Annotated in this window: 22 protein-coding genes and 1 rRNA gene; 9 read left to right on the top strand and 14 right to left on the bottom strand. The window is 69.7% G+C overall.

Features of this window, described 5'->3' with window-relative positions:
- The first annotated feature begins 136 nt into the window (after positions 1-136).
- Positions 137-253: ribosomal RNA gene (gene rrf, locus ABZT12_RS20040) — 5S ribosomal RNA — on the top strand.
- A 71-nt stretch (positions 254-324) separates the two neighbouring features.
- Positions 325-870, top strand: a complete 546-nt coding sequence (locus tag ABZT12_RS20035; protein ID WP_356385904.1) for a GNAT family N-acetyltransferase — start codon at positions 325-327, stop codon at positions 868-870.
- A gap of 26 nt (positions 871-896) precedes the next feature.
- Here the strand turns inward: ABZT12_RS20035 and ABZT12_RS20030 are convergent, their stop codons facing one another.
- The 8 genes from ABZT12_RS20030 to ABZT12_RS19995 form a co-directional block, all read right to left on the bottom strand.
- A complete protein-coding gene (locus ABZT12_RS20030; RefSeq protein WP_356385901.1) occupies positions 897-2,396 on the bottom strand; it encodes a type IV secretory system conjugative DNA transfer family protein in 1,500 nt (499 codons plus the stop codon).
- A gap of 16 nt (positions 2,397-2,412) precedes the next feature.
- Positions 2,413-3,837, bottom strand: coding sequence for an ATP-binding protein (locus tag ABZT12_RS20025; RefSeq protein ID WP_356385898.1), 1,425 nt, complete (start codon positions 3,835-3,837; stop codon positions 2,413-2,415).
- Between the two features lie 6 nt (positions 3,838-3,843).
- Positions 3,844-5,403 carry an SCO6880 family protein gene (locus ABZT12_RS20020; RefSeq protein ID WP_356385895.1) on the bottom strand — a complete coding sequence of 520 codons (1,560 nt, stop codon included), beginning with the start codon at positions 5,401-5,403 and terminating at the stop codon, positions 3,844-3,846.
- Positions 5,400-6,725: a hypothetical protein gene (locus tag ABZT12_RS20015; RefSeq protein ID WP_356385892.1), complete on the bottom strand. Its 1,326-nt coding sequence runs from the start codon at positions 6,723-6,725 to the stop codon at positions 5,400-5,402. Before ABZT12_RS20015 ends, ABZT12_RS20020 begins: the two co-directional genes overlap by 4 nt.
- Positions 6,715-7,548 (bottom strand): hypothetical protein, encoded by an 834-nt coding sequence (locus tag ABZT12_RS20010; RefSeq protein WP_356385889.1) that lies wholly within the window; start codon positions 7,546-7,548, stop codon positions 6,715-6,717. The genes ABZT12_RS20015 and ABZT12_RS20010 overlap by 11 nt, the downstream gene beginning before the upstream one ends.
- A 195-nt stretch (positions 7,549-7,743) precedes the next feature.
- Entirely contained in the window at positions 7,744-8,052 is a 309-nt protein-coding gene (locus tag ABZT12_RS20005) for a hypothetical protein (RefSeq protein WP_356385887.1), read from the bottom strand.
- 383 nt (positions 8,053-8,435) lie between these two features.
- On the bottom strand, positions 8,436-9,755 hold the full coding sequence (locus tag ABZT12_RS20000; RefSeq protein WP_356385885.1) for a S53 family peptidase: 1,320 nt from the start codon (positions 9,753-9,755) through the stop codon (positions 8,436-8,438).
- A 377-nt stretch (positions 9,756-10,132) separates the two neighbouring features.
- Complete coding sequence (locus ABZT12_RS19995) at positions 10,133-10,399, bottom strand: DUF397 domain-containing protein (protein WP_356385882.1); 267 nt, start codon at positions 10,397-10,399, stop codon at positions 10,133-10,135.
- Positions 10,400-10,648: 249 nt separating this feature from the next.
- Here ABZT12_RS19995 and ABZT12_RS19990 point away from each other — a divergent pair, with 249 nt between their 5' ends.
- From ABZT12_RS19990 to ABZT12_RS19980, 3 genes are all read left to right on the top strand, one after another.
- On the top strand, positions 10,649-11,476 hold the full coding sequence (locus tag ABZT12_RS19990; protein ID WP_356385879.1) for a trypsin-like peptidase domain-containing protein: 828 nt from the start codon (positions 10,649-10,651) through the stop codon (positions 11,474-11,476).
- 151 nt (positions 11,477-11,627) lie between these two features.
- On the top strand, positions 11,628-12,626 hold the full coding sequence (locus ABZT12_RS19985) for a bifunctional lytic transglycosylase/C40 family peptidase (protein WP_356385876.1): 999 nt from the start codon (positions 11,628-11,630) through the stop codon (positions 12,624-12,626).
- 167 nt (positions 12,627-12,793) lie between these two features.
- On the top strand, positions 12,794-13,501 hold the full coding sequence (locus tag ABZT12_RS19980) for a phosphatase PAP2 family protein (protein ID WP_356385873.1): 708 nt from the start codon (positions 12,794-12,796) through the stop codon (positions 13,499-13,501).
- A gap of 57 nt (positions 13,502-13,558) precedes the next feature.
- Here ABZT12_RS19980 and ABZT12_RS19975 read toward each other — a convergent pair whose 3' ends face one another.
- Both ABZT12_RS19975 and ABZT12_RS19970 read right to left on the bottom strand, forming a co-directional pair.
- Positions 13,559-15,142: an FAD-binding oxidoreductase gene (locus ABZT12_RS19975; protein ID WP_356385870.1), complete on the bottom strand. Its 1,584-nt coding sequence runs from the start codon at positions 15,140-15,142 to the stop codon at positions 13,559-13,561.
- A 100-nt stretch (positions 15,143-15,242) separates the two neighbouring features.
- On the bottom strand, positions 15,243-15,416 hold the full coding sequence (locus ABZT12_RS19970) for a hypothetical protein (RefSeq protein WP_356385916.1): 174 nt from the start codon (positions 15,414-15,416) through the stop codon (positions 15,243-15,245).
- Between the two features lie 141 nt (positions 15,417-15,557).
- On the opposite strand from ABZT12_RS19970, the gene ABZT12_RS19965 reads away from it, so the two are divergent.
- Together ABZT12_RS19965 and ABZT12_RS19960 are read left to right on the top strand one after the other, a co-directional pair.
- Complete coding sequence (locus ABZT12_RS19965) at positions 15,558-16,430, top strand: hypothetical protein (protein WP_356385867.1); 873 nt, start codon at positions 15,558-15,560, stop codon at positions 16,428-16,430.
- Between the two features lie 102 nt (positions 16,431-16,532).
- Positions 16,533-16,700 carry a hypothetical protein gene (locus tag ABZT12_RS19960; protein ID WP_356385864.1) on the top strand — a complete coding sequence of 56 codons (168 nt, stop codon included), beginning with the start codon at positions 16,533-16,535 and terminating at the stop codon, positions 16,698-16,700.
- Positions 16,701-16,736: 36 nt separating this feature from the next.
- Here the strand turns inward: ABZT12_RS19960 and ABZT12_RS19955 are convergent, their stop codons facing one another.
- On the bottom strand, positions 16,737-17,078 hold the full coding sequence (locus ABZT12_RS19955; RefSeq protein ID WP_356385861.1) for a metal-sensitive transcriptional regulator: 342 nt from the start codon (positions 17,076-17,078) through the stop codon (positions 16,737-16,739).
- Between the two features lie 189 nt (positions 17,079-17,267).
- Here ABZT12_RS19955 and ABZT12_RS19950 point away from each other — a divergent pair, with 189 nt between their 5' ends.
- Entirely contained in the window at positions 17,268-17,888 is a 621-nt protein-coding gene (locus ABZT12_RS19950; protein ID WP_356385858.1) for a DUF47 family protein, read from the top strand.
- A gap of 7 nt (positions 17,889-17,895) precedes the next feature.
- Positions 17,896-18,894, top strand: a complete 999-nt coding sequence (locus ABZT12_RS19945) for an inorganic phosphate transporter (protein ID WP_356385855.1) — start codon at positions 17,896-17,898, stop codon at positions 18,892-18,894.
- 117 nt (positions 18,895-19,011) lie between these two features.
- Here ABZT12_RS19945 and pstB read toward each other — a convergent pair whose 3' ends face one another.
- The 3 genes from pstB to pstC all read right to left on the bottom strand — a co-directional run bounded on the left by pstB (position 19,012) and on the right by pstC (position 21,932).
- Positions 19,012-19,788, bottom strand: a complete 777-nt coding sequence (gene pstB, locus ABZT12_RS19940) for a phosphate ABC transporter ATP-binding protein PstB (RefSeq protein ID WP_356385852.1) — start codon at positions 19,786-19,788, stop codon at positions 19,012-19,014.
- 75 nt (positions 19,789-19,863) lie between these two features.
- Positions 19,864-20,925, bottom strand: coding sequence for a phosphate ABC transporter permease PstA (pstA, locus tag ABZT12_RS19935; protein WP_356385849.1), 1,062 nt, complete (start codon positions 20,923-20,925; stop codon positions 19,864-19,866).
- Complete coding sequence (gene pstC / locus ABZT12_RS19930) at positions 20,922-21,932, bottom strand: phosphate ABC transporter permease subunit PstC (RefSeq protein ID WP_356385845.1); 1,011 nt, start codon at positions 21,930-21,932, stop codon at positions 20,922-20,924. Before pstC ends, pstA begins: the two co-directional genes overlap by 4 nt.
- Positions 21,933-22,001 lie beyond the last annotated feature (69 nt).

Raw genomic sequence — 22,001 nt, 5'->3', positions numbered from 1 at the left:
CCGGATATGGAAGCCCAGTAATGGGTGGAGTTGACCGGTACTAATAGGCCGAGGGCTTGTCCTCAGTTGCTCGCGTCCACTGTGTTAGTTCTGAGGCAACGACCGTGTTGTGTTCCGGTTGTGTGTTTCATAGTGTTTCGGTGGTCATAGCGTGAGGGAAACGCCCGGTTACATTTCGAACCCGGAAGCTAAGCCTTACAGCGCCGATGGTACTGCAGGGGGGACCCTGTGGGAGAGTAGGACACCGCCGAACAATCATTGCGAAAACCCCTGTACCGTTTATTCGGTACAGGGGTTTTTTGCGTTTCGGCTACGGTGGTCCGTATGAACTACACGATCCGTTCCATACGTGCCGACGAGTGGGCCGCGGTGAAGGAACTCCGGCTCGCCGCGCTGCGGGATCCGGTCGCGCCGCTCGCCTACCTGGAGACGTACGACACGGCCGCGGCCCGGCCGGACTCCTTCTGGCAGGAGCGGGCGGCGGGCGGTTGCGAGGGCGCCGACGGGGCCCAGCAGATCATCGCCGAGGGGCCCGACGGGGAGTGGGTCGGGACCCTCACCGTGCTGCTGGAGGAGGCCGGGACCACCGACTGGGCCGGGTACGAGATCGAACGGAAGCAAGGACACATCGTCGGTGTCTACGTACGACCGGAGTGCCGGGGCATCGGACTGACCGAGGTGATCTTCGACGCGGGGCTGGAGTGGGCCTGGGCGCACGGGGTCGACCGGGTACGGCTCATCGTGCACGAGGAGAACGGACGCGCCCTGCGCTTCTACGGCAAGGCCGGCTTCGTGGCCAGCGGGGTCGTCATACCCCTCGCCGGGAGCACTGACGAGCGCGAGCTGGAGATGGTGATCGAGCGGCCGTAGAGCCGTGGGAGGCGTGGGGCGGTGGCCTACACGGGGAGTTCGTGGTGGGGCCAGCGGGCTCGGGCCTGTTCCTGGGAGCGGAGCAGGGCCAGGGTGGGCAGGCCCCGGTCCGCTCCGGTGGCCAGCAGCTCGGGGAGCTGGGGGAGCGGGGCGACGGCGGCGACGTCGTCCAGGACGAGAGTGAGTGGTGGGTCGAGGCGACCGGCCGATGACCGTTCGGCCATGTGCCGGCCGCGCTCGACCACGCTTGAGGCGAGGGCGGTCAGGAGAGGCATCGCCCCGGGAATCGTCCTGGGATCCTCGATGGATTCACCGAGTAGGTAGAGCGTGCCCCCTTCGTTCGCGAAGGAATCCAGGGAGAGCGCATCAGTTCGGTTGGGTGTGCAGGCTTCACGGATGTTGACCGTGAAGAGGGAGGACAGTGCGCGGCTCGTCAACTCCTGTGCGATGTCCCGGCGTTCGGGGTGGGAGGTGAGCGCCGCCTCCAGTTCGCCCGCGGCGCCGGCGGCGGCCTTCGGGTTGGTGCGGAGGGTGCGTACCGCGTCCTGGATCTGGTTGCCCTGGCACCAGCGGTGGACGTGGCGGATGGTGCGGCCGTCGATGGCGGCGGCGTGCAGGAAGCTGCGCAGGAGCGTTTCGGCGGTGTCGGCGACGGCCTGGTCGATCTTCGCGCTGGGGCGGACCGGGAAGAGGAGCGACGCCGCTCTCCCCTTCGCGGTCTGCTTCTCCTCGCAGCCGGCCGTCGGAGACCAGTGCAGGCGGGCCGGGGTGTCGCAGAGGTGGGTCGGGTCGTAGAGGAGGACCGGGCCGAGTTTGGCCCTGGCGTCCTTGGTGTCCTGCCAGACCGCGCTGCTCGAGGTGACGACGAGGACGGGGCCCTCCGCGTCCCGCACCGCCTGGGTGGCCGTGTGCTGGCGAGTGTCCGCCGTGGCCACGAAGATCTTCTCCCAGCCGCCGGTCCGTTCGCCGCCGAAGGGCGGGGCGGCGGGGTCGGGGACGGCCGGGGTGGCGGGCAGGAGGTCGGTCTGCTGCGGTTCGGGCCGCTGTTCGGGGACCTCGTGCACCGTGTGCGCCTCGTGGACCTGGTGGGCCACCGGGACCGGTGTCGGGGCCGGTGCCGGGGCCGGTGTCGGCGTCGTTGGGGCCGGGAGCGGCATCTCCCCGCGGGCTCTCGCCCGTACCGCGCGCCAGCGGACGAACGTGCCCATGATGAACACGGTCAGGACGACCAGGATCATCAACTGGCCGATGAACAGGCCCCAGAACAGCCCGTACCCGGAGAGCCGGGCCTGCGGGGTGGCCGGCCAGGCGCCCACGATGTCGTGCGGCTGGGCGATGAGATGGCGCATGGCCAGCGGAGTGCGGGTGAAGTTGACCCCGGCCGGCCAGGAGCCGTGGGAGAACAGCGCGGCCAGGCCGGCGGCCGACCAGACGAGCAGGGTCATGCCGAGGAGGAACGCGAGCAGCCCGACCAACAGGCCGTCGGGGATGCCCCCTTGGCGTTCGCGTCCGTCGTCCGGTCTCATGTCATGCCACCGCCGTTCACGCCACCGTGGACTCGGAGGTCCCGTCGAGGTCGTTGAGGTGCTGCTCCATGAAGGCCGCCGCCCGTTCCTCCGCCTCCAGTTCGGCGGCGCGCAGCGCGTCGTCGGCCGCCAGCTCGCTGGAGGACTGGGTCATCGCGCGGTCGGTGAAGACGAGGGGGCGCTCGGTGTCCGTGATCAAGTGTTTGACCACCTGGACATTGCCGTTGACGTCCCAGACCGCGATACCGGGGGTGAGGGTGGGGATGATCTCCACCGCCCAGCGGGGGAGACCCAGCACCCGCCCCGTGGCGCGTGCTTCGTCGGCCTTCTGGGCGTAGATGGTTCTGGTCGACGCCATCTTGAGGATCGCGGCGGCCTCCTTCGCGGCGGCTCCGTCGACCACGTCCGAGAGGTGGTGGACGACCGCGACGAAGGAGAGGCCGAGCCGTCGGCCGAACTTCAGCAGGCGCTGGAAGAGCTGGGCGACGAACGGGCTGTTGATGATGTGCCAGGCCTCCTCGACCAGGAAGATGCGCTTCTTCCGGTCGGGGCGGATCCAGGTGTGCTCCAGCCAGACTCCGACGATCGCCATCAGGATGGGCATGGCGATGGAGTTGCGGTCGATGTGGGACAGGTCGAAGACGATCAGCGGGGCGTCGAGATCGATGCCGACCGTCGTCGGGCCGTCGAACATGCCGCGCAGGTCACCGTCGACGAGCCGGTCGATGACCAGGGCCACGTCCAGACCCCAGGCCCGTACGTCGTCCACGGCGACGTTCATCGCCTCGGCCGACTCCGGTTCGGGGTGGCGCAGTTGCTCGACGATGTCGGTGAGGACCGGCTGGCGTTCGACGATCGTCTCGTTGACGTAGGCGTGCGCGACCTTGAGGGCGAAGCCGGAGCGCTCGTCCAGGCCGTGGCCCATCGCGACCTCGATGATGGTCCGCAACAGGGCGAGCTGCCCGGTCGTGGTGATCGCCGGGTCCAGCGGGTTGAGGCGGATCCCCATGTCCAGGGCGGCCGTCGGGTCCAGGCGGATGGGGGTTATCCCCAACTCCTCGGCGATCAGGTTCCATTCGCCGACCCCGTCCTCGCCCTGCGCGTCGAGGACGACGACCTGGCGGTCGCGGAAGCGCAGTTGCCGTAGGACGTAGGTCTTCTCCAGGGCCGACTTGCCGTTGCCGGACTCGCCGAGCACCAGCCAGTGCGGGGCCGGGAGTTGCTGGCCGTAGAGCTGGAAGGGGTCGTAGATGTAGCCCTTGCCGGAGTAGACCTCGCGGCCGATGATGACGCCGGAGTCGCCGAGGCCGGGGGCGGCGGTCGGCAGGTAGACCGCCTGGGCCTGGCCGGTCGAGGTACGTACCGGCAGTCTGGTCGACTCGACCTTCCCGAAGAGGAAGGACGTGAAGGCGTCCGTGAGGACGGACAGCGGATCCCGCATGAGGACCTACCTCCGGATGCCGGTGGCGAACGGGAGTGTGTTGACAAAGGCGCGGTGGTGCTCGCGGTCGCACCACTCCAGCTTCAGGTACGACTTGCCGGCGGACGCCCTGATGGTGCGCTTGTCGCGGGCGAGGGCCTCGGGGTTGCGGGAGGAGACGGTGATGTAGCCGACCAGGTTCACTCCGGCCGCGCCGCTCGCCAGGTCCTCGCCGCGCTGGTCCATGCGGGAGTGGGCGGCGACGTCGCGGGGGTCGACGGTGCGGTTCATCTTGGCGGCGCGGCTGGCGTCGGCCTCGTCGTTGGTCTTCTCGGTCAGCATGCGCTCGATGGCGATCTCGGTGGGTTCGAGGTCCATCGTGACGGCGACCGTGCGGATCACGTCCGGGGTGTGGACGAGCAGCGGGGCCAGGAAGTTGACGCCCACGGGGGTCATCGGCCACTCCTTCACCCACGCCGTGGCGTGGCACCAGGGTGCGCGAGTGGTCGACTCGCGCGTCTTCGCCTGGAGGAACGTCGGTTCCATGGCGTCGAGTTCGGCCGGCCAGGCGTTGCGCTTCGTCATCGCCTGGAGGTGGTCGATGGGGTGGTCCGGGTCGTACATGGAGTGGATGAGCGAGGCGAGCCGGCCCTGGCCCAGGGGCTGCCGTACGCGGATGTCGGCTTCCTGCAACCGCGAGCAGATGTCGGTCAGTTCGCGTGCCATGACGACGGCGAGGCCCGCGTCCCGGTCGAGTTTGCGGCCGGACTGCGGGCGGGCCGCGCGGGCCATCGCGTGGGCCTCGGCGGAGAGTTCGCGGGTGAAGTGCATGCAGGCGACGAGGTAGGCGCGGTGCTGCTCGCTGCTGGTCGACACCATGGACTGGAGCTGGTCGTAGGAGTCCTGGAGCCAGCCCAGGGCCTTCTCGTCGCCGCGCTGGGCGACGTCCTTGGCGTGGGCGTCCGGGTCGGCGGGCAGGGTGCGGGCGAGCATCTGGATGCGGGTGACGAAGCCGTCGCCGTTGGCCACGTGCTTGAGGAGGGTGCCGAAGCGGTCGACGAGGGCTTCCTGGTCCTCGCTGTCGCGCAGGCCGACGCCGGGGCCCTCGATCTCGATGGCCGCGGTGACCGTACGGCGGTCGGCGTGCAGGAGCACGGCGATCTCGTCGGGTCCGAAGGGGGCGGCCAGCCAGTTGATGCGGCCGATACCGGGCGGCGGGCCGACCTCCACCTCGCGCCCGTCGAGGCCGGTGCCGGCCTCCATCACCTCGGAGCGGTAGACGGTGCCCTGGCGGAGGGTGCGCTTGTAACTGCGGTTGATCTCGAACCACTTGTAGAACGTACGGCGCTTGTACGGCACGTAGACCGCGGCGAGGGCGAGCAGCGGGAAGCCCGTCAGCAGGACGATCCGCAGGGACAGGAAGGGGACCAGGAGCCCGCACATCATGCCGAGGAACGCGCCCGTGATGATGAGCGCGATCTCGCCGGTCTCACGGTTCTTGCCGACGATCGCGTTCGGCCGGGCGCGGCCGATCAGATAGGTCCGGCGGGGCGTGATCGGATGGGACAGGTGGGACTCTGTCGTCAACGCCCTTCACCTCCAGCGCGGTTGTTGCGGTTGTTGCCTGTGTGCGGACTGTTCACGGGGTTGCTCGACCGGGGCTGGGGCGCGGCGGAGGGGACGGAACCGCCGCCGCCGGAGGGGCGCGAGCTGTGGGCGGCGACGCCGCCGGAGACCGGGTTGGCCGGGCGGGCGGCGGCGCCGGACTGGCCGCCCCCGCCGCCGTCGTTGGCGCGGGTGCTGTGCGTCTTGATGCCCTGCGCGACCATCGTCGCCGGGGAGCTGAGCACGGCGGCGGCCTTGCCCTCGGCGCCCTGCATGATGCGGTTGTTGCGGGAGCCGGCCAGTTCGTCGCCGAAGCCGGGTACGAAGCGGTAGATCATCGCGCTGGCGAAGATGGCCAGCAGGATGATGGCGAGGCCGGAGACGACGGCGGAGAAGGCGTTCGGTCCGCTGTCCGTGGAGAGCGCGCCGGCGAGGCCGAGCACGATGACGATGACCGGTTTGACCAGTATCACCGCGATCATGATGCCGGCCCAGCGGCGGACGTGGCCCCACAGGTTCTTGTCGACGAGGCCCGCGTAGACGACGGTGCCGAGGAGGGCGCCGACGTAGAGGAGGGCGGCTCTGATGACCAGTTCCAGCCAGAGGACGCCGGCCGCGAGGATCGACACCAGGGAGACGACGATCAGCATGATCGGGCCGCCGCCGATGTCCTGGCCCTTGCCGAGGGCGCCGGAGAAGTTGCCGAAGAAGGTGTCCTGGTTGCCGGTGGCCTTCGCGAGGACCTGGGTGACGCCGTCGGTGGCGGAGACGATCGTGTAGAGGATCAGCGGGGTGAAGGCGGACGCCAGCACGGTGAGCCAGAGGAAGCCGACCGCTTCGGAGATGGCCGTGGTCAGGGGCACGCCTCGTACGGCCCGCTTGGCGACGGCGAGCAGCCACAGGACGAGGGTCAGGATCGCGGAGGCGGCGAAGACCACGGCGTACTGCTGGAGGAACTTCTGGTTGGTGAAGTCGACGTTCGCGGTGCTCTTCACGGCCTCGCTCAGCTTGCCCACGGTCCAGGAGGCGGCTTCCGCGCAGCCCTTGGCGAGGGAGGAGAGGGGGTCGGTGGTGTCGGTGGTGAGGCTGGGGGTGGTGGAGGTGGTGGCTTTGTTGCCGCGCTCGCAGTAGTCCTTCGCGGGACCGCGGATCAGGCGGCACGCCTGCTTGGTGGGCGACGTCGAAGGAGAGGTGGAGGGAGAGGGCGAAGGCGCGGCGAAGGCATGGGCGGCCAGCAGCACCGTGGTGGTCTGGACGGTGCTGAAAGCTGCCGCGACCTTGAGGAAGCGGTGGTTAGCGCGCATAGGTGAACCCTCCGAACTCCTCGACCGCCTTCGTCATGTCGTCGGCGGTGGAGGCCTTCTGGTCGCGCCCGACCGGCACGGGGCCGTCCTTCTGCTGGAAGTCGCTGACTTTCCAGTCGTTGTCGGTCCATTTCAGCTCGTACGTGGTGGTGTACCAGCTTTCGGACACGGGGTTGGTCGAGATCTGTCCGGAAAGGCCGAAGAGCGACGTGTACCAGACGGCGACGGTGGCGCTGTCCTCGCTGGAGGCGGTGACCGTGGTTCCGACGGGGACGACCCGGGAGATGAAAGTCTGGCCGGCTGGAGCGGTGCCGTCCTTGTTGAGCCCGATGTTGGTCAGGAAACTCTCGCTCGAGTAAGCCGTGTCCAGGTCGGCCTGGCGGGCCGCGGCGACATCGGGGACGTAGACGGTGTTCACGATCTGGTGCCGTCTGTCGGCGCTGAACATGTCGGCCGAGCCCAGCGCGACGGAGTAGTTCGTCGCCGCGCTCTGTGCCCCCTGCTGGTCGTGGGCGAAGCCTGAGGGGATGCCGCCGGTTTTGGACTGCACCGGCTTGGTGCCGGTGGCGGCGGTCGCCGCTGCCTTCGGCTTGTCGCCGGTTGTCGTGCCGGTGGCGGGGGAGTCGTCCCCGCCGCGGTTGGCGAAGGCGATCGCGGCGATCAGGACGACCACCACGCCGACCACCGTCACCAGGCCGCGCGAGGATGAGCGGCCGCGTCGCGCGCCCCCGTAGACGTCGCCGCCGCTCTGTGGCAGCCGGGTCCGGGTCTGGCCCGTGCCGCCGTAACCGCCGGAGGTCTCGTGCTCGTCTCCGAGACTCATGCCGGGTACGCCCCTTCGCCGTCGTCCAGAAACACCTGGGAGTACGACGGTAGCCGTGCTGGTCGCCGCGCGGGCGCGGTGTGGTGACTGGACATCAGGAGACGCAACCTCAGCCGGTGGGCACGACGGGCGGGTGGGGTAGGGGAGGGGGCGGCCGGGCGCGCCCGGACTGGCCGGACGGTATGACCGGGGCGGCTACACGGCCATGCCGTACACGATGGTGAAGAGGGTGCCCAGGGAGCCGATGATGAAGACGCCGGTCAGACCGGCGATGATGAGGCCCTTGCCCTGTTCGGCGCTGAAGGTGTCGCGGAGGGCCGTGGCGCCGATGCGCTGTTTGGCGGCGCCCCACACGGCGATGCCGAGGCAGAGCAGGATGGCGACCGCCATCACGACCTCGATCATCACCTTCGCCTCGTTGCCCAGGCTGCCGAAGGGGCCCCAGTCCGGAGCGATCCCGCCGATGATGGTGTTGATGTCTCCCTTGTCGGCCGCAAGCAGCATGTAAGTCACCGCCCCTGTTGGGTAGTTCACATCCTCTGCAGGTGCGCAGAGGTCAGTTCTCATTCTCGCCGACAAATGCGCTGTCGTATGTCGACTTGGCGTCATCGGTTGGCGGGTTTCGTACGAATACCTCGTACGGTCACTCTGTGTATCACGGCAGGTCACGCCGGGCAATGAGGCCGGAGCGCAACCTGTGTGCGGTTGGGTCGTTAGCCCCTGTTCGGGACCGGGGCCGCTCGTGACGGCCGGTCGGGTGAAGCGTTCGCCTCGATGTTCTCATGATGAACGGGCCGCGGCTGGATGCCGCGGCCCGTTCGGTCCCGCCACGTGTGGCCCCCACGGCCCAGCTGTGGCGCGACAGCTGACTGAGGGTCGGCTCAGGGTCAGCCGGTGAAGGCGGACACTCCCTCGGGGGTACCCCAGCCGGTCGGACCGTCGTAGCCGGTTGTCGCGGTGCAGAAGTAACTGGTGGTGCAGGTGCCGTTGTTGCCGCTGGTGACGTCGTTCAGCGCGGAGGTCCCGGCCTTGGCGTAGGGGAAGGAGGCCGGGTAGCTGCTGCTGGACGGGGTGCCGGCGAGGGCATAGACGGCCGCGATGATCGGGGCCGAGACGCTGGTGCCGCCGAAGGTGTACCAGCCGGCGGTGACGCCGTAGGAGTCGTAGACCGAGACGCCGGTGGCGGGGTCGGCGACGGCGGAGACGTCGGAGATCGTGCGCTTGGTGCAGCCGGTGTCGGTCTGCCAGGTCGGTTTGGCGTCATAGGAGGAGCAGCCGGAGCCGGTCCCCTCGGTGCTGCTGGTCTTCCAGACCGTCTCGGTCCAGCCGCGCGTGGTGGAGGAGGTGGAGAGCTTGGTGCCGCCGACGGAGGTGACGTACTTGGAGGCGGCCGGGTACTCGGCGCCGTAGCCGGAGTCGCCCGCGCTCACCGTGATGGCGACGCCCGGGTGGTTGAAGTACGAGGTGTCGTAGGTGGTGTCCGAGGAGGACTCGGAGCCGCCGTAGGAGTTGGAGACGAACTTGGCGCCGAGGGTGACGGCCTCGTTCACGGACTTGCCGAGGTTGGCCATCGTCGCCGAAGTGGCCTCGACGAGAAGGATGTTGCAGTTCGGGCAGACCGCGCTCGCCATGTCGAGGTCGAGGGAGATCTCCTCGGACCAGCCGGCGTCGCTCGACGGGAGCGAGGTCGTGGAGCCGGTCTGGCTCACCTTCTTGAAGCAGCCGTTGGCGGTCGTGCAGGCCGAAAGCCCGTAGTACGAGCGGTAGGTGGCGAGGTCGGACTCCGCGTTGGGGTCGTTGTAGGCGTCGACGATGGCGATGGTCTCGCCGGCGCCGTTGGAGGCGGCGGCGGAGGTCAGGCCGTAGGCGGAGCGGATGTTGGTGGGGCTGTATCCCGAGGGGGTGGAGGCGTCGGCGCTTTTCGGGGTGATGCCCTCGGTCTTGGCCTGTGCCTTCTGGTACGCGGTGATGCCGCCGGTCACCCGGAGGGAGTTACAGGCCAGTTCGCCGGTCTTCTTGGGGGTCGCGCAGGGGGTCGCGGCGTAGGTCACCTTCGAGGAGGTGGCGGCGGTGGTGGTCTGTGCGGCGTTGGCCTGGACGGCGGTGCCGAGGCCGGTGAGGACGAGTGCGGCCGTCGCCACGACCGCGGCGCCCGCTCGGTGCCATCTGCCCTGTGTGCGGGGGGAATCGGGGGTGGTGGTACGCAAGGTGCAGCCTCCTGTATGGGTGGTGGAACAGGGGCGGTGCGGGTGCGTGTCGCCGGTACGGATTCCCCGGCGGTGGGGGGCGGTCGGCGATCACGATCCCTTGTTGCGTACGCGACAACAAGAGGCTGCTGGAATACTGACTTCCGCATTACCGATCGGGCCTTGCCCTTACCTGGCGATGGCTGCCCGATGGCCGGCGAGTGGCGCTCGCTTGACCCAACTCACAGCCAATCCAAGGGAGTTGTACTGGTCTCCGCGGCGTGCGCGGGCGCCAGGACACGGCCGAAGGGCCCGGCGCGGACCCCCTCGGGGGTGTCTCGGGGGCACGCGCCGGACCCTTCGGCCGTCGTGGCCGACTCGGCGGCGTCACGCGGTTCCTACGCGTCCCCGTCCGCCCCGTCCTCCTCGGCCGCCACGTCCTCGACGAAATGGTCGAACTCGCCTGCCCGGACGCCGAGTACGAAGGCGTCCCACTTGCGGCGGTTGGTGGTGACCACGTTCTCCGGGGCGCTGGTCTCGCGGAGGTAGACCGGTGCCTCGCCGTCATCACCCGCGCCGAACGCGATCTCGATCCAGGGACCAGGGCCGGTCGCCTCCGGCGGGGCGGCTCGTTCCCAGGTGAGGTCCGGGGGGATGTCAGGCACGGGGGGTCTCTCCCTTGTCACCCGCACGGGTGAGTGGGCGGCGCGTTCGCGGATTCCGTCCAGGAACCTAGTACGCGCGCCGCCGGCGGGTACCCGTCCCCCTGCCGAAGCACGGTGCGGAGGCAGGAGGGGAGGGCGGACAGTACGGTGGAGCGGACGCCGCCCGGGACGGCCAAAGGAGCTGTTGATGGGGAAATCTCAGTAAAGGCAGAGGGGTTTGCTCACCTTCCTGGGACAGAGTGGGGCCTGATGAAGCGCACCTCACGCATCGCGAGTTCCGCCCGGCGCACGCGCCCCCGTGGTGGCAGCCGGCCCTTCGCCCTGTTCGGCGCGATGGTGCTGCTGGCGGTGACCTCGTCGTCGGTCGCGGCGGCCAGCGACGGGCCGGGGCCGCTCGGGGTGACCGTGGTGGCCTCGGCGACCAGGCAGAGCGCGCGGGTGGGGGCGCTCTTCGGGGCGGACCGGGCGTCCACCCTGTCCGGCGGCCACTTCTGCACCGCGTCCGTCGTGCACAGCGAGGGGCACGACCTCATCGTCACCGCCGCGCACTGTCTGGGCGGTTCCGGGGCTCTGGTCTTCGTGCCCGGCTACCGGAACGGCAAGGCGCCGTACGGGGTGTGGAAGGTCGGGAGACGTTTCCAGCCGGACGGGTGGTCCTCCGGGCAGCGCGAGGACAGCGACATCGCCTTCGCGACCGTCACGGCGATGGGCGGCGCCGGTGGCGCGGGCTCGCGGGGGTCCGCGAGGTCCGTCGAGGACGTCGTCGGGGCGAACCGGTTCGCCGCCGGGATGGCCACCGGGGCGACCGCGGTGACCGTCACCGGCTATCCCTCCGCCACCGATGAGCCGATCACCTGCACCAACAGGCCGACCGCGCAGAGCGCCACCCAGCAGCGCATCGCGTGCCCCTCCTTCACCGGCGGCACCAGCGGCAGTCCCTGGGTCAACGGTGACAGCGAGGTGGTCGGTGTTCTCGGCGGCCACGAGCAGGGCGGCACCACGGCCGACATCTCCTACAGCGTCGTTCTCCGGCGCGAGGCGGCGGAACTGTACCGGGACGCGGCCGGCGACTCCTGAACCCTCTCCATGTCCTGACGGTCCGTCAGTTGTGTCGCCGACGCCTCCTCCCCGGTCATAAAGGGGCCGAACTGGCCGAAACGCTGGCCGAATCGGCGAACGCGCGGCTAAAAAAGCCTTGAACGGGCGCGGGATGGGGGAGGGTTGAGCCGTGCGCAGAGTATGGGTGGCCGTGGGTCTCGCGGCGGGGGCCGGACTGAGTTTCGTGCTGCTGCTCGTCGTCGGGGTGTACGTCATCGCCGGGAACGTCGACGGCGCGGGACAGGGCGGCGTCGGACTGGCCAAGGGCGCCGTACCGACCGCCTACAAGACCCTCGTCCAGAAGTGGGGCAACCTCTGCCCCGCCCTCAACCCCGCGCTGCTCGCCGCCCAGCTCTACCAGGAGAGCGGGTTCAACCCCAGCGCCAAGAGCCCCGCGAAGGCCGAGGGGATAGCGCAGTTCATCCCGGGCACCTGGGCCACGCACGGCATCGACGGCGACGGGGACGGCGACCGCGACGTCTGGGACCCGAATGACGCGATCCCGTCGGCCGCGACCTACGACTGCCAGCTCGCCTCCTACGTCAAGGACGTCCCCGGCAACCGGACCGCGAACATGCTCGCTTCCTACAACGCCGGCGCGTACGCGGTCATCAAGTACCAGGGCGTCCCGCCGTACGCGGAGACCCGCAACTACGTGAAGACGATCACCACGCTCGCCGAGAGCTTCGCCGCCCCCACCACCCGGGTCGACCCCTCCCGGCAGGCGGCCACCGCCATCACCTACGCGCAGAGCAAACTCGGGACGCCCTATCTCTGGGGCGGCACCGGCACCGCTGACCAGGGCGGACGGTTCGACTGCTCGGGGCTGACCCAAGCCTCCTACGAGAGCGCGGGGATCACCCTGCCCCGGGTCGCCAACGACCAGTACAACGCGGGGCCGCACCCCTCCCGGGATCAGCTGCTCCCCGGCGACCTGGTCTTCTTCTCCAACGATCTGAACAACTCGCGGGCCATCCACCACGTGGGCATCTACGTGGGAGGCGGCTACATGATCGACGCGCCCCGGACGGGGGCCGTCATCCGGTTCGACCCGATCGACAGCCCCGACTACTTCGGGGCCACCCGGGTCACCGAAGATGGCGCGAAAGCACTCCCCACGTCGGTGTGAACCGAGCGTGAACCCACCCCCTGAGCTGCGGCGATGAGTCTCTCTTCGATAACGTCTGCGTGATCATTCGGTGGAGTGTGGAACGTACTGAGCGGGACCGTGCGTTCCTGTTCACACAGCGCGCACGTGAGGTGCGCCCGGAACAACGACGAAGGGGCCGCAGCACCATGGCTGGACTCGCCGAATCCGGGTCGAACCCCGACGTCGACCTGCTCTACGACATCAACGGCCTCGCCAAGGACGCCCCGCGCTGGCTGGACCGGGCGGTGGCGTTCGCCGGCACGTACGGGCTGCTCGTCGCCATGGTGCTGCTGGTGGCGGCGTGCTGGTGGTCCGTGCGCCGGCGGGGCGGCGAGGACACCGCGTCCTCCCTGGCCGCCCTCGTCTGGACTCCCCTCGCCGCCGGTATCGCCGTACTGGTCAACGTGCCCATACGGGGGTTCGTCGAGCGGCCCAGCCCCTTCCGCGACCACCAGGGGCTGGACGTCCTCGCCTCCGGCAGGACCGACTTCTCGTTCGTCAGCGATCACGCCACGCTCACCATGGCGATGGGCGTCGGACTCTTCGTCGCGCACCGGAAGTTCGGGCTCGTGGGGATAGGGCTGGCGCTGGCCGAGGGGTTCTGCCGGGTGTACATGGGCGTGCACTACCCGACCGACGTGGTCGGCGGGTTCGCGCTCGGGACGGCCGTGGTGCTGCTGCTCTCGCCGCCGGCCATGATGCTCCTCACACCCGTGCTGAAGGCCGTGGAGGGCTCCGCGCGGGGCGTCCGGCTCGTCCGCGCCCCCGGCGTGCGGGGCGCGGGGCGGGACGCCGTCGTGCCGGGGGCCCGGACCGGGGCCGCGGAGGCCGAGGAGACCGACCTCGCGGCCTGAGCCGTCCCTGTGGGGTCCGCTACCGGTCCCGCGGGGGCTGCACCGGGGCCCGGGGGCTCACAGGGCCTGCGGGAAGGTGAAGAAGCGGTCCGGGTCGTACTGCTTCTTCAGCGTCGCCAGACGAGTCGCGGCGTCGCCGTAGTACGCCGTGCGCCAGTTCGTCAGGGTCGGGTCGGTGTAGTTCTGGTAGGCCGCGCCCGAGGCGTACGGCTTCATCGCGCCGTGCGCCGCCGTCAGCCAGGAGCGGGCCGCCGTACCGCTCGTGCCGGCGCTCCAGGAGACGAGGTACTGGGCCAGCATGCGCGAGCGGCGGTGGACGAAGGCGGTGGCCGTCGGGGAGACCCGGTTGACCGCGCCGCCCAGCGCCGTCAGCGCGATGCTGCCCGCGCCGCCCCGCACCGACTTCAGCTGGTTCAGCAGGGTCTGGATGCCGGCCGCCGAGAGCGAGCGGTCGAAGAAGTCCGAGTGCGCGGTGTACGTCTCGCGGCCCAGCCGGCCCTGCGGGGAGCGCCCCGGCGTCGAGCCCGGCAGGTGGCACTGGGGCTCGGACGAGAAGGAGGAGCAGCCGGCGTACGCCTCCATCGACTCCTCGTAGGTGTGCCGCTTCAGGGAGACGCTGGACGCGTCGGCGCCGATGGCGTGGGCCAGCTTGTCGACCGCGTTCTGGAGCTCGCCGTAGGAGCCGAGGGAGAAGGCCGCGACCGAGACGGACGGGGTGGCGCCGGTGCCCTCCAGATGGAGCGAGGACCAGATCTCGTCCGGCTGCGAAGGCCCCCACTCCTGCCACGCCTTGACGACCGCGGCGGCCTTCGCCCACGGCCACCTCAGGTACCCCGACACGGCCTGGGGCGCGGGATGGGTCTTGAACTGAAGCTCCGTCACCACGCCGAAGTTGCCGTTGCCCGCGCCGCGCAGCGCCCAGAACAGGTCTTTGTTCTCAGTGGAGTCGGCGATCAGCTGCTTGCCGTCCGCGGTGATCAGGGTGGCCTGGGTGAGGCTGTCGCAGGTCAGTCCGTACGCCCGGGAGACCACGCCGTGGCCGCCGCCGAGGGTAAGGCCGGAGACGCCCACCGTCGGGCAGGAGCCGGCGGGTATCGTCACGCCCTTCGCGGCCAGGGCGCGGTAGACGTCGATCAGCTTGGCGCCGGCGCCGACGACCGCCTGCGAACCGCTCGCCCGGATCTTCGACAGTTCCGAGACGTCGAGGATCAGGCGGCCGTCGCCCGAGGACCAGCCCGCGTAGGAGTGGCCGCCGTTGCGGATCGAGACCTTGACGCTGTGGGCGCGGGCGTAGGCGAGGACGGTACGGATGTCGTCGGCATTCGCCACGTAGGCGACCGCGGCCGGCTTCAGCGTGTCGAAGCGCGTGTTGTACAGCTTGTGGGCCGTCGTCCAGTCGGCGTCGCCGGGGCGGACCAGGGGGCCGTCCAAATCATGGGCGAGGGCGGTCCAGTTGGCGGCGGCCGCGGCGCTCGTGGTGCGCATCGCCGTACGGGAGGCCGTCGAGGACGGTGTGGCGCCGGCCGGCGCCGAGGTCTTCGCCGACGCCGAGACGGAGCCGTCCTTGCCGCCACCGCACGCGGCCGTGCCCATCGCCGCTATCGCGGCCACGCCGCCGCCTATGAACGTACGCCGTTCCATGTCGCCTCCTGTGGGTTACGTGGAACGAGACGGTTCCGAGGCTTCACGGGTTCCCGGGTACGGCGCCGGTAAGCCGGAGTGCCGGGGGACGGGGACGGGGTCAGTCGCCGACGTGCCCCTCCGCGTCCGTCCTGGCCTGGCTCCTGGCCCGTCTCGCCGGGCCGCGCCAGCCGCAGGTGCAGCGCGCCAGACAGAAACGGCCCTGGTCGACCGTGGTCGTGCGGTGTTCGACGGGTTCCGGGTGCGCCCTCATCAGGCCGTCCTGCTCTGCCACTTCGACAACGTTACCCAGCGCGCCCCGGGCGCCGCCACACCCCCCCCGGCGGCTCCGGGCGGGCGTGACGGGGGCCGCCTGCCCGTCGTTAGGCGGAACGTACGCGGGGCCCGTGGCGGACGTACCGGGAGTGACCAGACGATGGATCGGCGGCAGCGGGCGGGGGTCCTCCCGGTCGGGCGGGACCGGGAGCGGAGCGGCGCCCTGGTCGCCCTGGCGGGAGTGACGGCCGGCGTCTGCCTCTGCGCGGGCGGGTGCGCCGGCGGCGGGGCCCTCGCCGACGACGCGCGCGCGGCCCAGGACCCGGCCGCCGTGCTGCGCGGGGCCGCCGACCGCCTGGTGGCGGCGGGGAGTTCGAAGGTCCGTACGTCGATGGAGATGGCGACCGGCGGGACGAGGGTGACCATCCGCGGCGAGGGCGTGTACGACTTCCGCGGGCGGCTCGGCCGGCTGACCGTACGGCTGCCGCAGGACCCGGCCGGTGCCAGCGAGCATGCGCCGATCACCGAACTCCTCGCGCCCGGCGCCCTGTTCATGAAGAACCGGGGGGCCGGGGTGCCCGTCGACAAGTGGGTGCGGATCGACACCGGGAGGCTCTCCGACGGCAATCTGGTGACCGGCGGAGCCACCGATCCGGCCGCCTCCGCCGAGCTGCTGCGCGGCACCCGGCGGGCCGTCTACGCGGGGCGCACCGAGCTGGACGGGACGACGGTCCGGCACTATCGCGGCACCGCCGACCTGGCCGCCGCCGCGCGCGGCGCCCCGGCCGGGGGCCGGGCGGCCCTCGCGGCGGCGGCGAAAGGGTTCGCCACGGCCCTCGTACCGTTCGACGTCTACCTCGACGACCAGGGACGCGTCCGCAAGATCGAGCAGCACTTCAGCTTCGTCAACGGGCAGCGGCCGGGCACGGTCGCGGTCACCTCCACCACGCTGCTCCACGACTTCGGGACACCCGCGGACGTACGGCTTCCGGCATCGACGGACATCTACGCCGGGAAGATCGCGGAGAAGTGACCGGAAGCGATCGGTGTGAGAACTAGCCCGTCCGTGCCATGCGCTGCCCGCGCGCCGCTCCCTACTCTAGGAAGCCGGTGACGGCAGAGAAGAGGTGACGACGTGGCTCCGGTCGGCGGTACGGCAGTCCAGGACCACGTGGCCCTCGCCGAGATCGAACTGTGCGGTGACCTGATCATCGCGGCCTCGGCCGCCGAGGACCGGCTCAGTCTGGAGAGCATCGACGAGGTGCTGAAAGTGGCCGAGGAGCGCGACGCCTCCGGCGGCTGAGCAGGGCCGGCGGTGCAGAAATACGCGGAGGCGTTCCTACGTGCGCAGCAGGCGGGCGATCGCCTTCGTCGCCTCGTCCACCTTCGCGTCGATCTCGGCGCCGCCGCGGACGGCCGCGTCGGCGACGCAGTGGCGCAGGTGTTCCTCCAGGAGTTGCAGCGCGAAGGACTGCAGGGCCTTGGTGGAGGCGGACACCTGGGTGAGTATGTCGATGCAGTAGACGTCCTCGTCGACCATGCGCTGGAGGCCGCGGATCTGGCCCTCGATCCGGCGCAGCCGCTTGAGGTGCTCGTCCTTGTGGTGGTGGTAGCCGTGGGTGGCCGGTTCGTGCGCCGGTGCGGAGGGCGCTGCCGTCGCGCCGGCCTCGGTGGTCGTCATCGCGTCCTCCAGAACGTATACCCCTAGTGGGTATATCGTAGCCAACTCTCTTGGGTATAGGGCCCTTGGTACGCCCCCGTGATGATCACAGTGCCTGATGGGCGACACTGGGGGACGGCCCATTAGCCGTGGCCGGATGATGCCCTTAGCATCAGCCTGACCGAAACCGATGCACCCCGAGGACCCCTTGTGCGCTTTCGTCTGACCCCCAGGGAGACGAGCTTCTACGACATGTTCTCCGCGTCCGCGGACAACATCGTCACGGGCTCGAAACTCCTGATGGAACTGCTCGGGGCGGACACCGCCGGCCGGGCCGAGATCGCGGAGCGTATGCGGGCCGCGGAACACGCGGGTGACGATGCCACGCACGCGATCTTCCACCAGTTGAACTCCTCCTTCATCACGCCGTTCGACCGCGAGGACATCTACAACCTGGCCTCCTGCCTCGACGACATCATGGACTTCATGGAGGAGGCCGTCGACCTGGTCGTCCTCTACAACGTGGAGGAGCTGCCCAAGGGCGTCGAGCAGCAGATCGAGGTGCTGGCGCGGGCGGCGGAGCTGACCGCCGAGGCGATGCCGAGCCTGCGGACGATGGACAACCTCACCGAGTACTGGATCGAGGTCAACCGCCTGGAGAACCAGGCCGACCAGATCCACCGCAAGCTGCTGGCCCATCTCTTCAACGGCAAGTACGACGCCATCGAGGTGCTGAAGCTCAAGCAGATCGTGGACGTGCTGGAGGAGGCGGCCGACGCGTTCGAGCACGTGGCGAACACGGTGGAGACCATCGCCGTCAAGGAGTCCTGACCTCTCCATGGACACCTTTGCTCTGATCGTGACCATCATGGTCGCGCTCTTCTTCACGTACACGAACGGTTTCCACGACTCGGCGAACGCGATCGCTACCTCCGTGTCGACGCGGGCGCTGACGCCCAGGGCGGCGCTGGCGATGGCCGCGGTGATGAACCTCGCGGGCGCGTTCCTCGGCTCCGGGGTGGCCAAGACGGTCAGCGAGGGGCTGATCGAGACGCCCGCGGGGTCGCAGGGGATGGCGATCCTCTTCGCCGCGCTGGTCGGGGCGATCACCTGGAACCTGGTCACGTGGTACTTCGGACTGCCCTCGTCCTCCTCGCACGCGCTGTTCGGCGGAATGGTGGGGGCCGCGCTCGCGGGCGGTACGACGGTCTACTGGAGCGGCGTGATCGACAAGATCGTCGTCCCGATGTTCGTGTCGCCGGTGGTCGGTCTCGTCGTCGGCTATCTGGTGATGACCGCGATCATGTGGCTCTTCCGGCGGTCCAATCCGCACAAGGCCAAGCGGGGCTTCCGGATCGCGCAGACCGTCTCCGCGGCCGGAATGGCGCTCGGGCACGGCCTGCAGGACGCGCAGAAGACGATGGGTGTCGTGGTGATGGCGCTCGTCATCTCCGGCAACAAGACGTTCGGGGACCCGATCCCGGTCTGGGTGAAGATCGTCTGCGCGCTGATGCTGTCGCTGGGGACGTACGCGGGCGGCTGGCGGATCATGCGGACACTGGGCCGGAAGATCATCGAGCTCGATCCGCCGCAGGGGTTCGCCGCGGAGACGACCGGCGCGTCGATCATGTTCATCTCGGCCTACATCTTCAAGGCGCCGATCTCCACCACCCACGTCATCACGTCCGCGATCATGGGGGTCGGCGCGACGAAGCGGGTGAAGGCCGTGCGGTGGGGCATCGCCAAGAACATCGTCCTCGGCTGGTTCATCACGATGCCGGCGGCGGCGGTGGTCGCGGGCTGCGCCTACTGGATCATCGACCTGGCGATCCTCTGAGGAACCGGGTCGGAGAAAGACGAGCGGGCCCGCCCCCGGGAGCCAGGGGCGGGCCCTCTTCGTCCTCGCGGTGGCACCGCCATGCAGCACCGCGAGGGGTATGTGGCCGGGGACGGCTCAGCCGAAGCGGCCCGAGATGTAGTCCTCGGTCGCCTGGACCGACGGGTTGGAGAAGATGCGCTCCGTGTCGTCGATCTCGATCAGGCGCCCCGGCTGGCCCACCGCGGCGAGGTTGAAGAACGCGGTGCGGTCCGAGACACGGGCCGCCTGCTGCATGTTGTGCGTCACGATGACGATCGTGAAGCGCTCCTTCAGCTCGCCGATCAGGTCCTCGATCGCGAGGGTGGAGATGGGGTCGAGCGCCGAGCAGGGCTCGTCCATCAGCAGCACCTTCGGCTCGACCGCGATCGCGCGGGCGATGCACAGACGCTGCTGCTGACCGCCGGAGAGACCCGAACCGGGCTTGTTCAGCCGGTCCTTGACCTCGTTCCAGAGGTTGGCGCCCTTCAGCGACTTCTCCACGACGTCGCCCAGTTCGCTCTTCTTGTACGAGCCGTTGAGCCGCAGGCCCGCCGCCACGTTGTCGAAGATCGACATCGTGGGGAAGGGGTTGGGACGCTGGAAGACCATGCCGACCTCGCGGCGCACGGACACCGGGTCGATGCCGTGCCCGTACAGGTCCTCGTCGTCCAGGAGCACCTTGCCCTCGACCCGGCCGCCAGACGTCACCTCGTGCATGCGGTTGAGGGTGCGCAGGAACGTCGACTTGCCGCAGCCGGAGGGGCCGATGAAGGCCGTCACCGAGCGCGGCTCGACCGTCATCGAGATGTCTTCGATCGCCTTGTGGGAGCCGTAGTACGCGGTGAGCCCGCTTACGTCGATTCGCTTGGCCATGACTGCTTCACTTCCAGGGATTCAGAACGGTCGCTGCCTAGTGGGCCCCGTCCGGCGGAGCCCGAAAGTGTCGCCTTAGCGACCGGCCTTGGGGGCCTTCCAGCGGGCGATGCCGCGGGCCACCAGGTTGAGGATCATCACGAAGGCGATCAGCGTGAGGGAGGCGGCCCAGGCACGGTCGTAGGCCGCTCCGGAACCCGCGCTCTGCGCGAACTGCTGGTAGATGTACAGCGGCAGCGACGCCTGCGCGCCCTCGAAGGGGTTGTTGTTGATGAAGGGGTTGCCGAAGACCAGCAGCAGCACGGGCGCGGTCTCACCGGCGATACGGGCGACCGAGAGCATGATGCCGGTGGTGATGCCGCCGATCGCGGTCGGCAGGACGACCTTCAGGATGGTGCGCCACTTCGGGATGCCCAGGGCGAGGGACGCCTCACGCAGCTCGTTCGGTACGAGCTTCAGCATCTCCTCGGTGGAGCGCACCACGACCGGCATCATCAGGATAGCCAGGGCGCAGGAGCCGGCGAAGCCGAAGGGCTGCATGTCCCACATCAGCATCAGGCTGAGGATGAACAGACCGGCGACGATCGAGGGGATGCCGGTCATCACGTCGACGAAGAAGGTGACCGCCTTGGACAGCGCGCCGTGTCCGTACTCGACCAGGTAGATCGCGGTGAGCACACCGATCGGGGCGCCGATCAGGGTGGCGAGACCGACCTGCTCCAGGCTGCCGATGATGGCGTGGTAGATACCGCCGCCCGGCTCGGTGTCGGCGACCACGCCCATCGAGTGGGTCAGGAACGACACGTCGAGGACCTTCACCCCGCGCTTGATGGTCGTCCACAGCAGGGAGACCAGCGGGATGACGGCGACGACGAAGGCGACCCAGACGAGGCTGGTGGCGATCCGGTCCTTGGCCTGACGGCCGCCCTCGACGCGCGCGGCGATGACGTACGTACCGAGGACGAAGAGGAGCGCCGCGATCAGGCCCCACTGGACCTTGCTGTCCAGACCGCCGACGAGTCCGACGGCGACGGCCAGGACGACGGAGCCGCCGGCGATCGCGTACGGCGACCAGGTGGGCAGCGTGGCGCCCTGGAGGGTGCTCACGGGCTTCTCGGCTACGGCTGTGGTGCTCATGCGTTGGCCCCCGAGTACTCCGCGCGGCGGGCGATGATGAGCCGGGCCGCGCCGTTGACCAGCAGAGTGATGACGAACAGGACGAGACCGGAGGCGATCAGCGCGTCCCGGCCGTCCGCCGTCGCCTCGCTGAACTTGCTGGCGATGTTCTGGGCGAAGGTGCCGCCGCCCGGGTTGAGCAGGCTGCCGTGGATGAGGAAGTCCGGGGAGAGCACGGTGGCGACGGCCATCGTCTCGCCGAGCGCGCGGCCCAGGCCGAGCATCGAGGCGGAGATGACGCCGGAGCGGCCGAAGGGGATCACCGATATCCGGATGACCTCCCAGCGGGTGGCACCGAGGGCGAGCGCGGCTTCCTCGTGCATCTGCGGGACCTGGCGGAAGACCTCGCGGCTCACGTTGGTGATGACCGGCAGGATCATGATCGCCAGCAGGATGCCGACGGTGAGCATCGAGCGGGGCGCGCCCTCGTCCCAGGAGAAGATCCCGGTCCAGCCGAAGAACTCGTCCAGCCAGCCGTAGAGGCCGACCATGTGCGGTACGAGGATCAGGGCGCCCCACAGGCCGTACACGATGGACGGTACGGCGGCCAGCAGGTCGATGACGTAGGCGACCGGGCCGCGGAGCTTGCGCGGGGCGTAGTGCGTGGTGAACAGGGCGATGGCGACCGCGATCGGGACCGCGATGACCATGGCGATGAGCGAGGACACCACCGTGCCGAACGCCAGGACGGCGATGCCGAACTTCGGCGGCAGCACGTTGGTGTTCCACTCGAACGTGGTGAGGAAGTTCGCGTGGTCCTTGCTGATCGCGAGGGAGGCGCGGTAGGTGAGGAAGACCGCGATCGCGGCCATGATCACCAACAGGAAGATGCCCGACCCGCGGGAGAGACCGAGGAAGATCCGGTCGCCGGGTCGGGTGGCACCGCGGGCCGTGCGCTTCTGCTCGGCCACCGTCGGTTCGGGGAGGGGGGGAGGCGCTTCTGCTGTGCTCTGCGTCGATATATCCATCGGGTTCTCCGGTCTGCGGGCCCGCACATGCCGTGCGGTCCGTGGCGGCGGTGCACCGGACGGTGCGGC

The sequence above is a fragment of the Streptomyces sp. NPDC005423 genome, assembly GCF_040606415.1.
In the GTDB taxonomy this organism is placed as follows: Bacteria; Actinomycetota; Actinomycetes; order Streptomycetales; family Streptomycetaceae; genus Streptomyces.
Note: the sequence above shows the minus strand (reverse complement) of the source record. Positions and strands in the feature narration are given on the sequence as shown.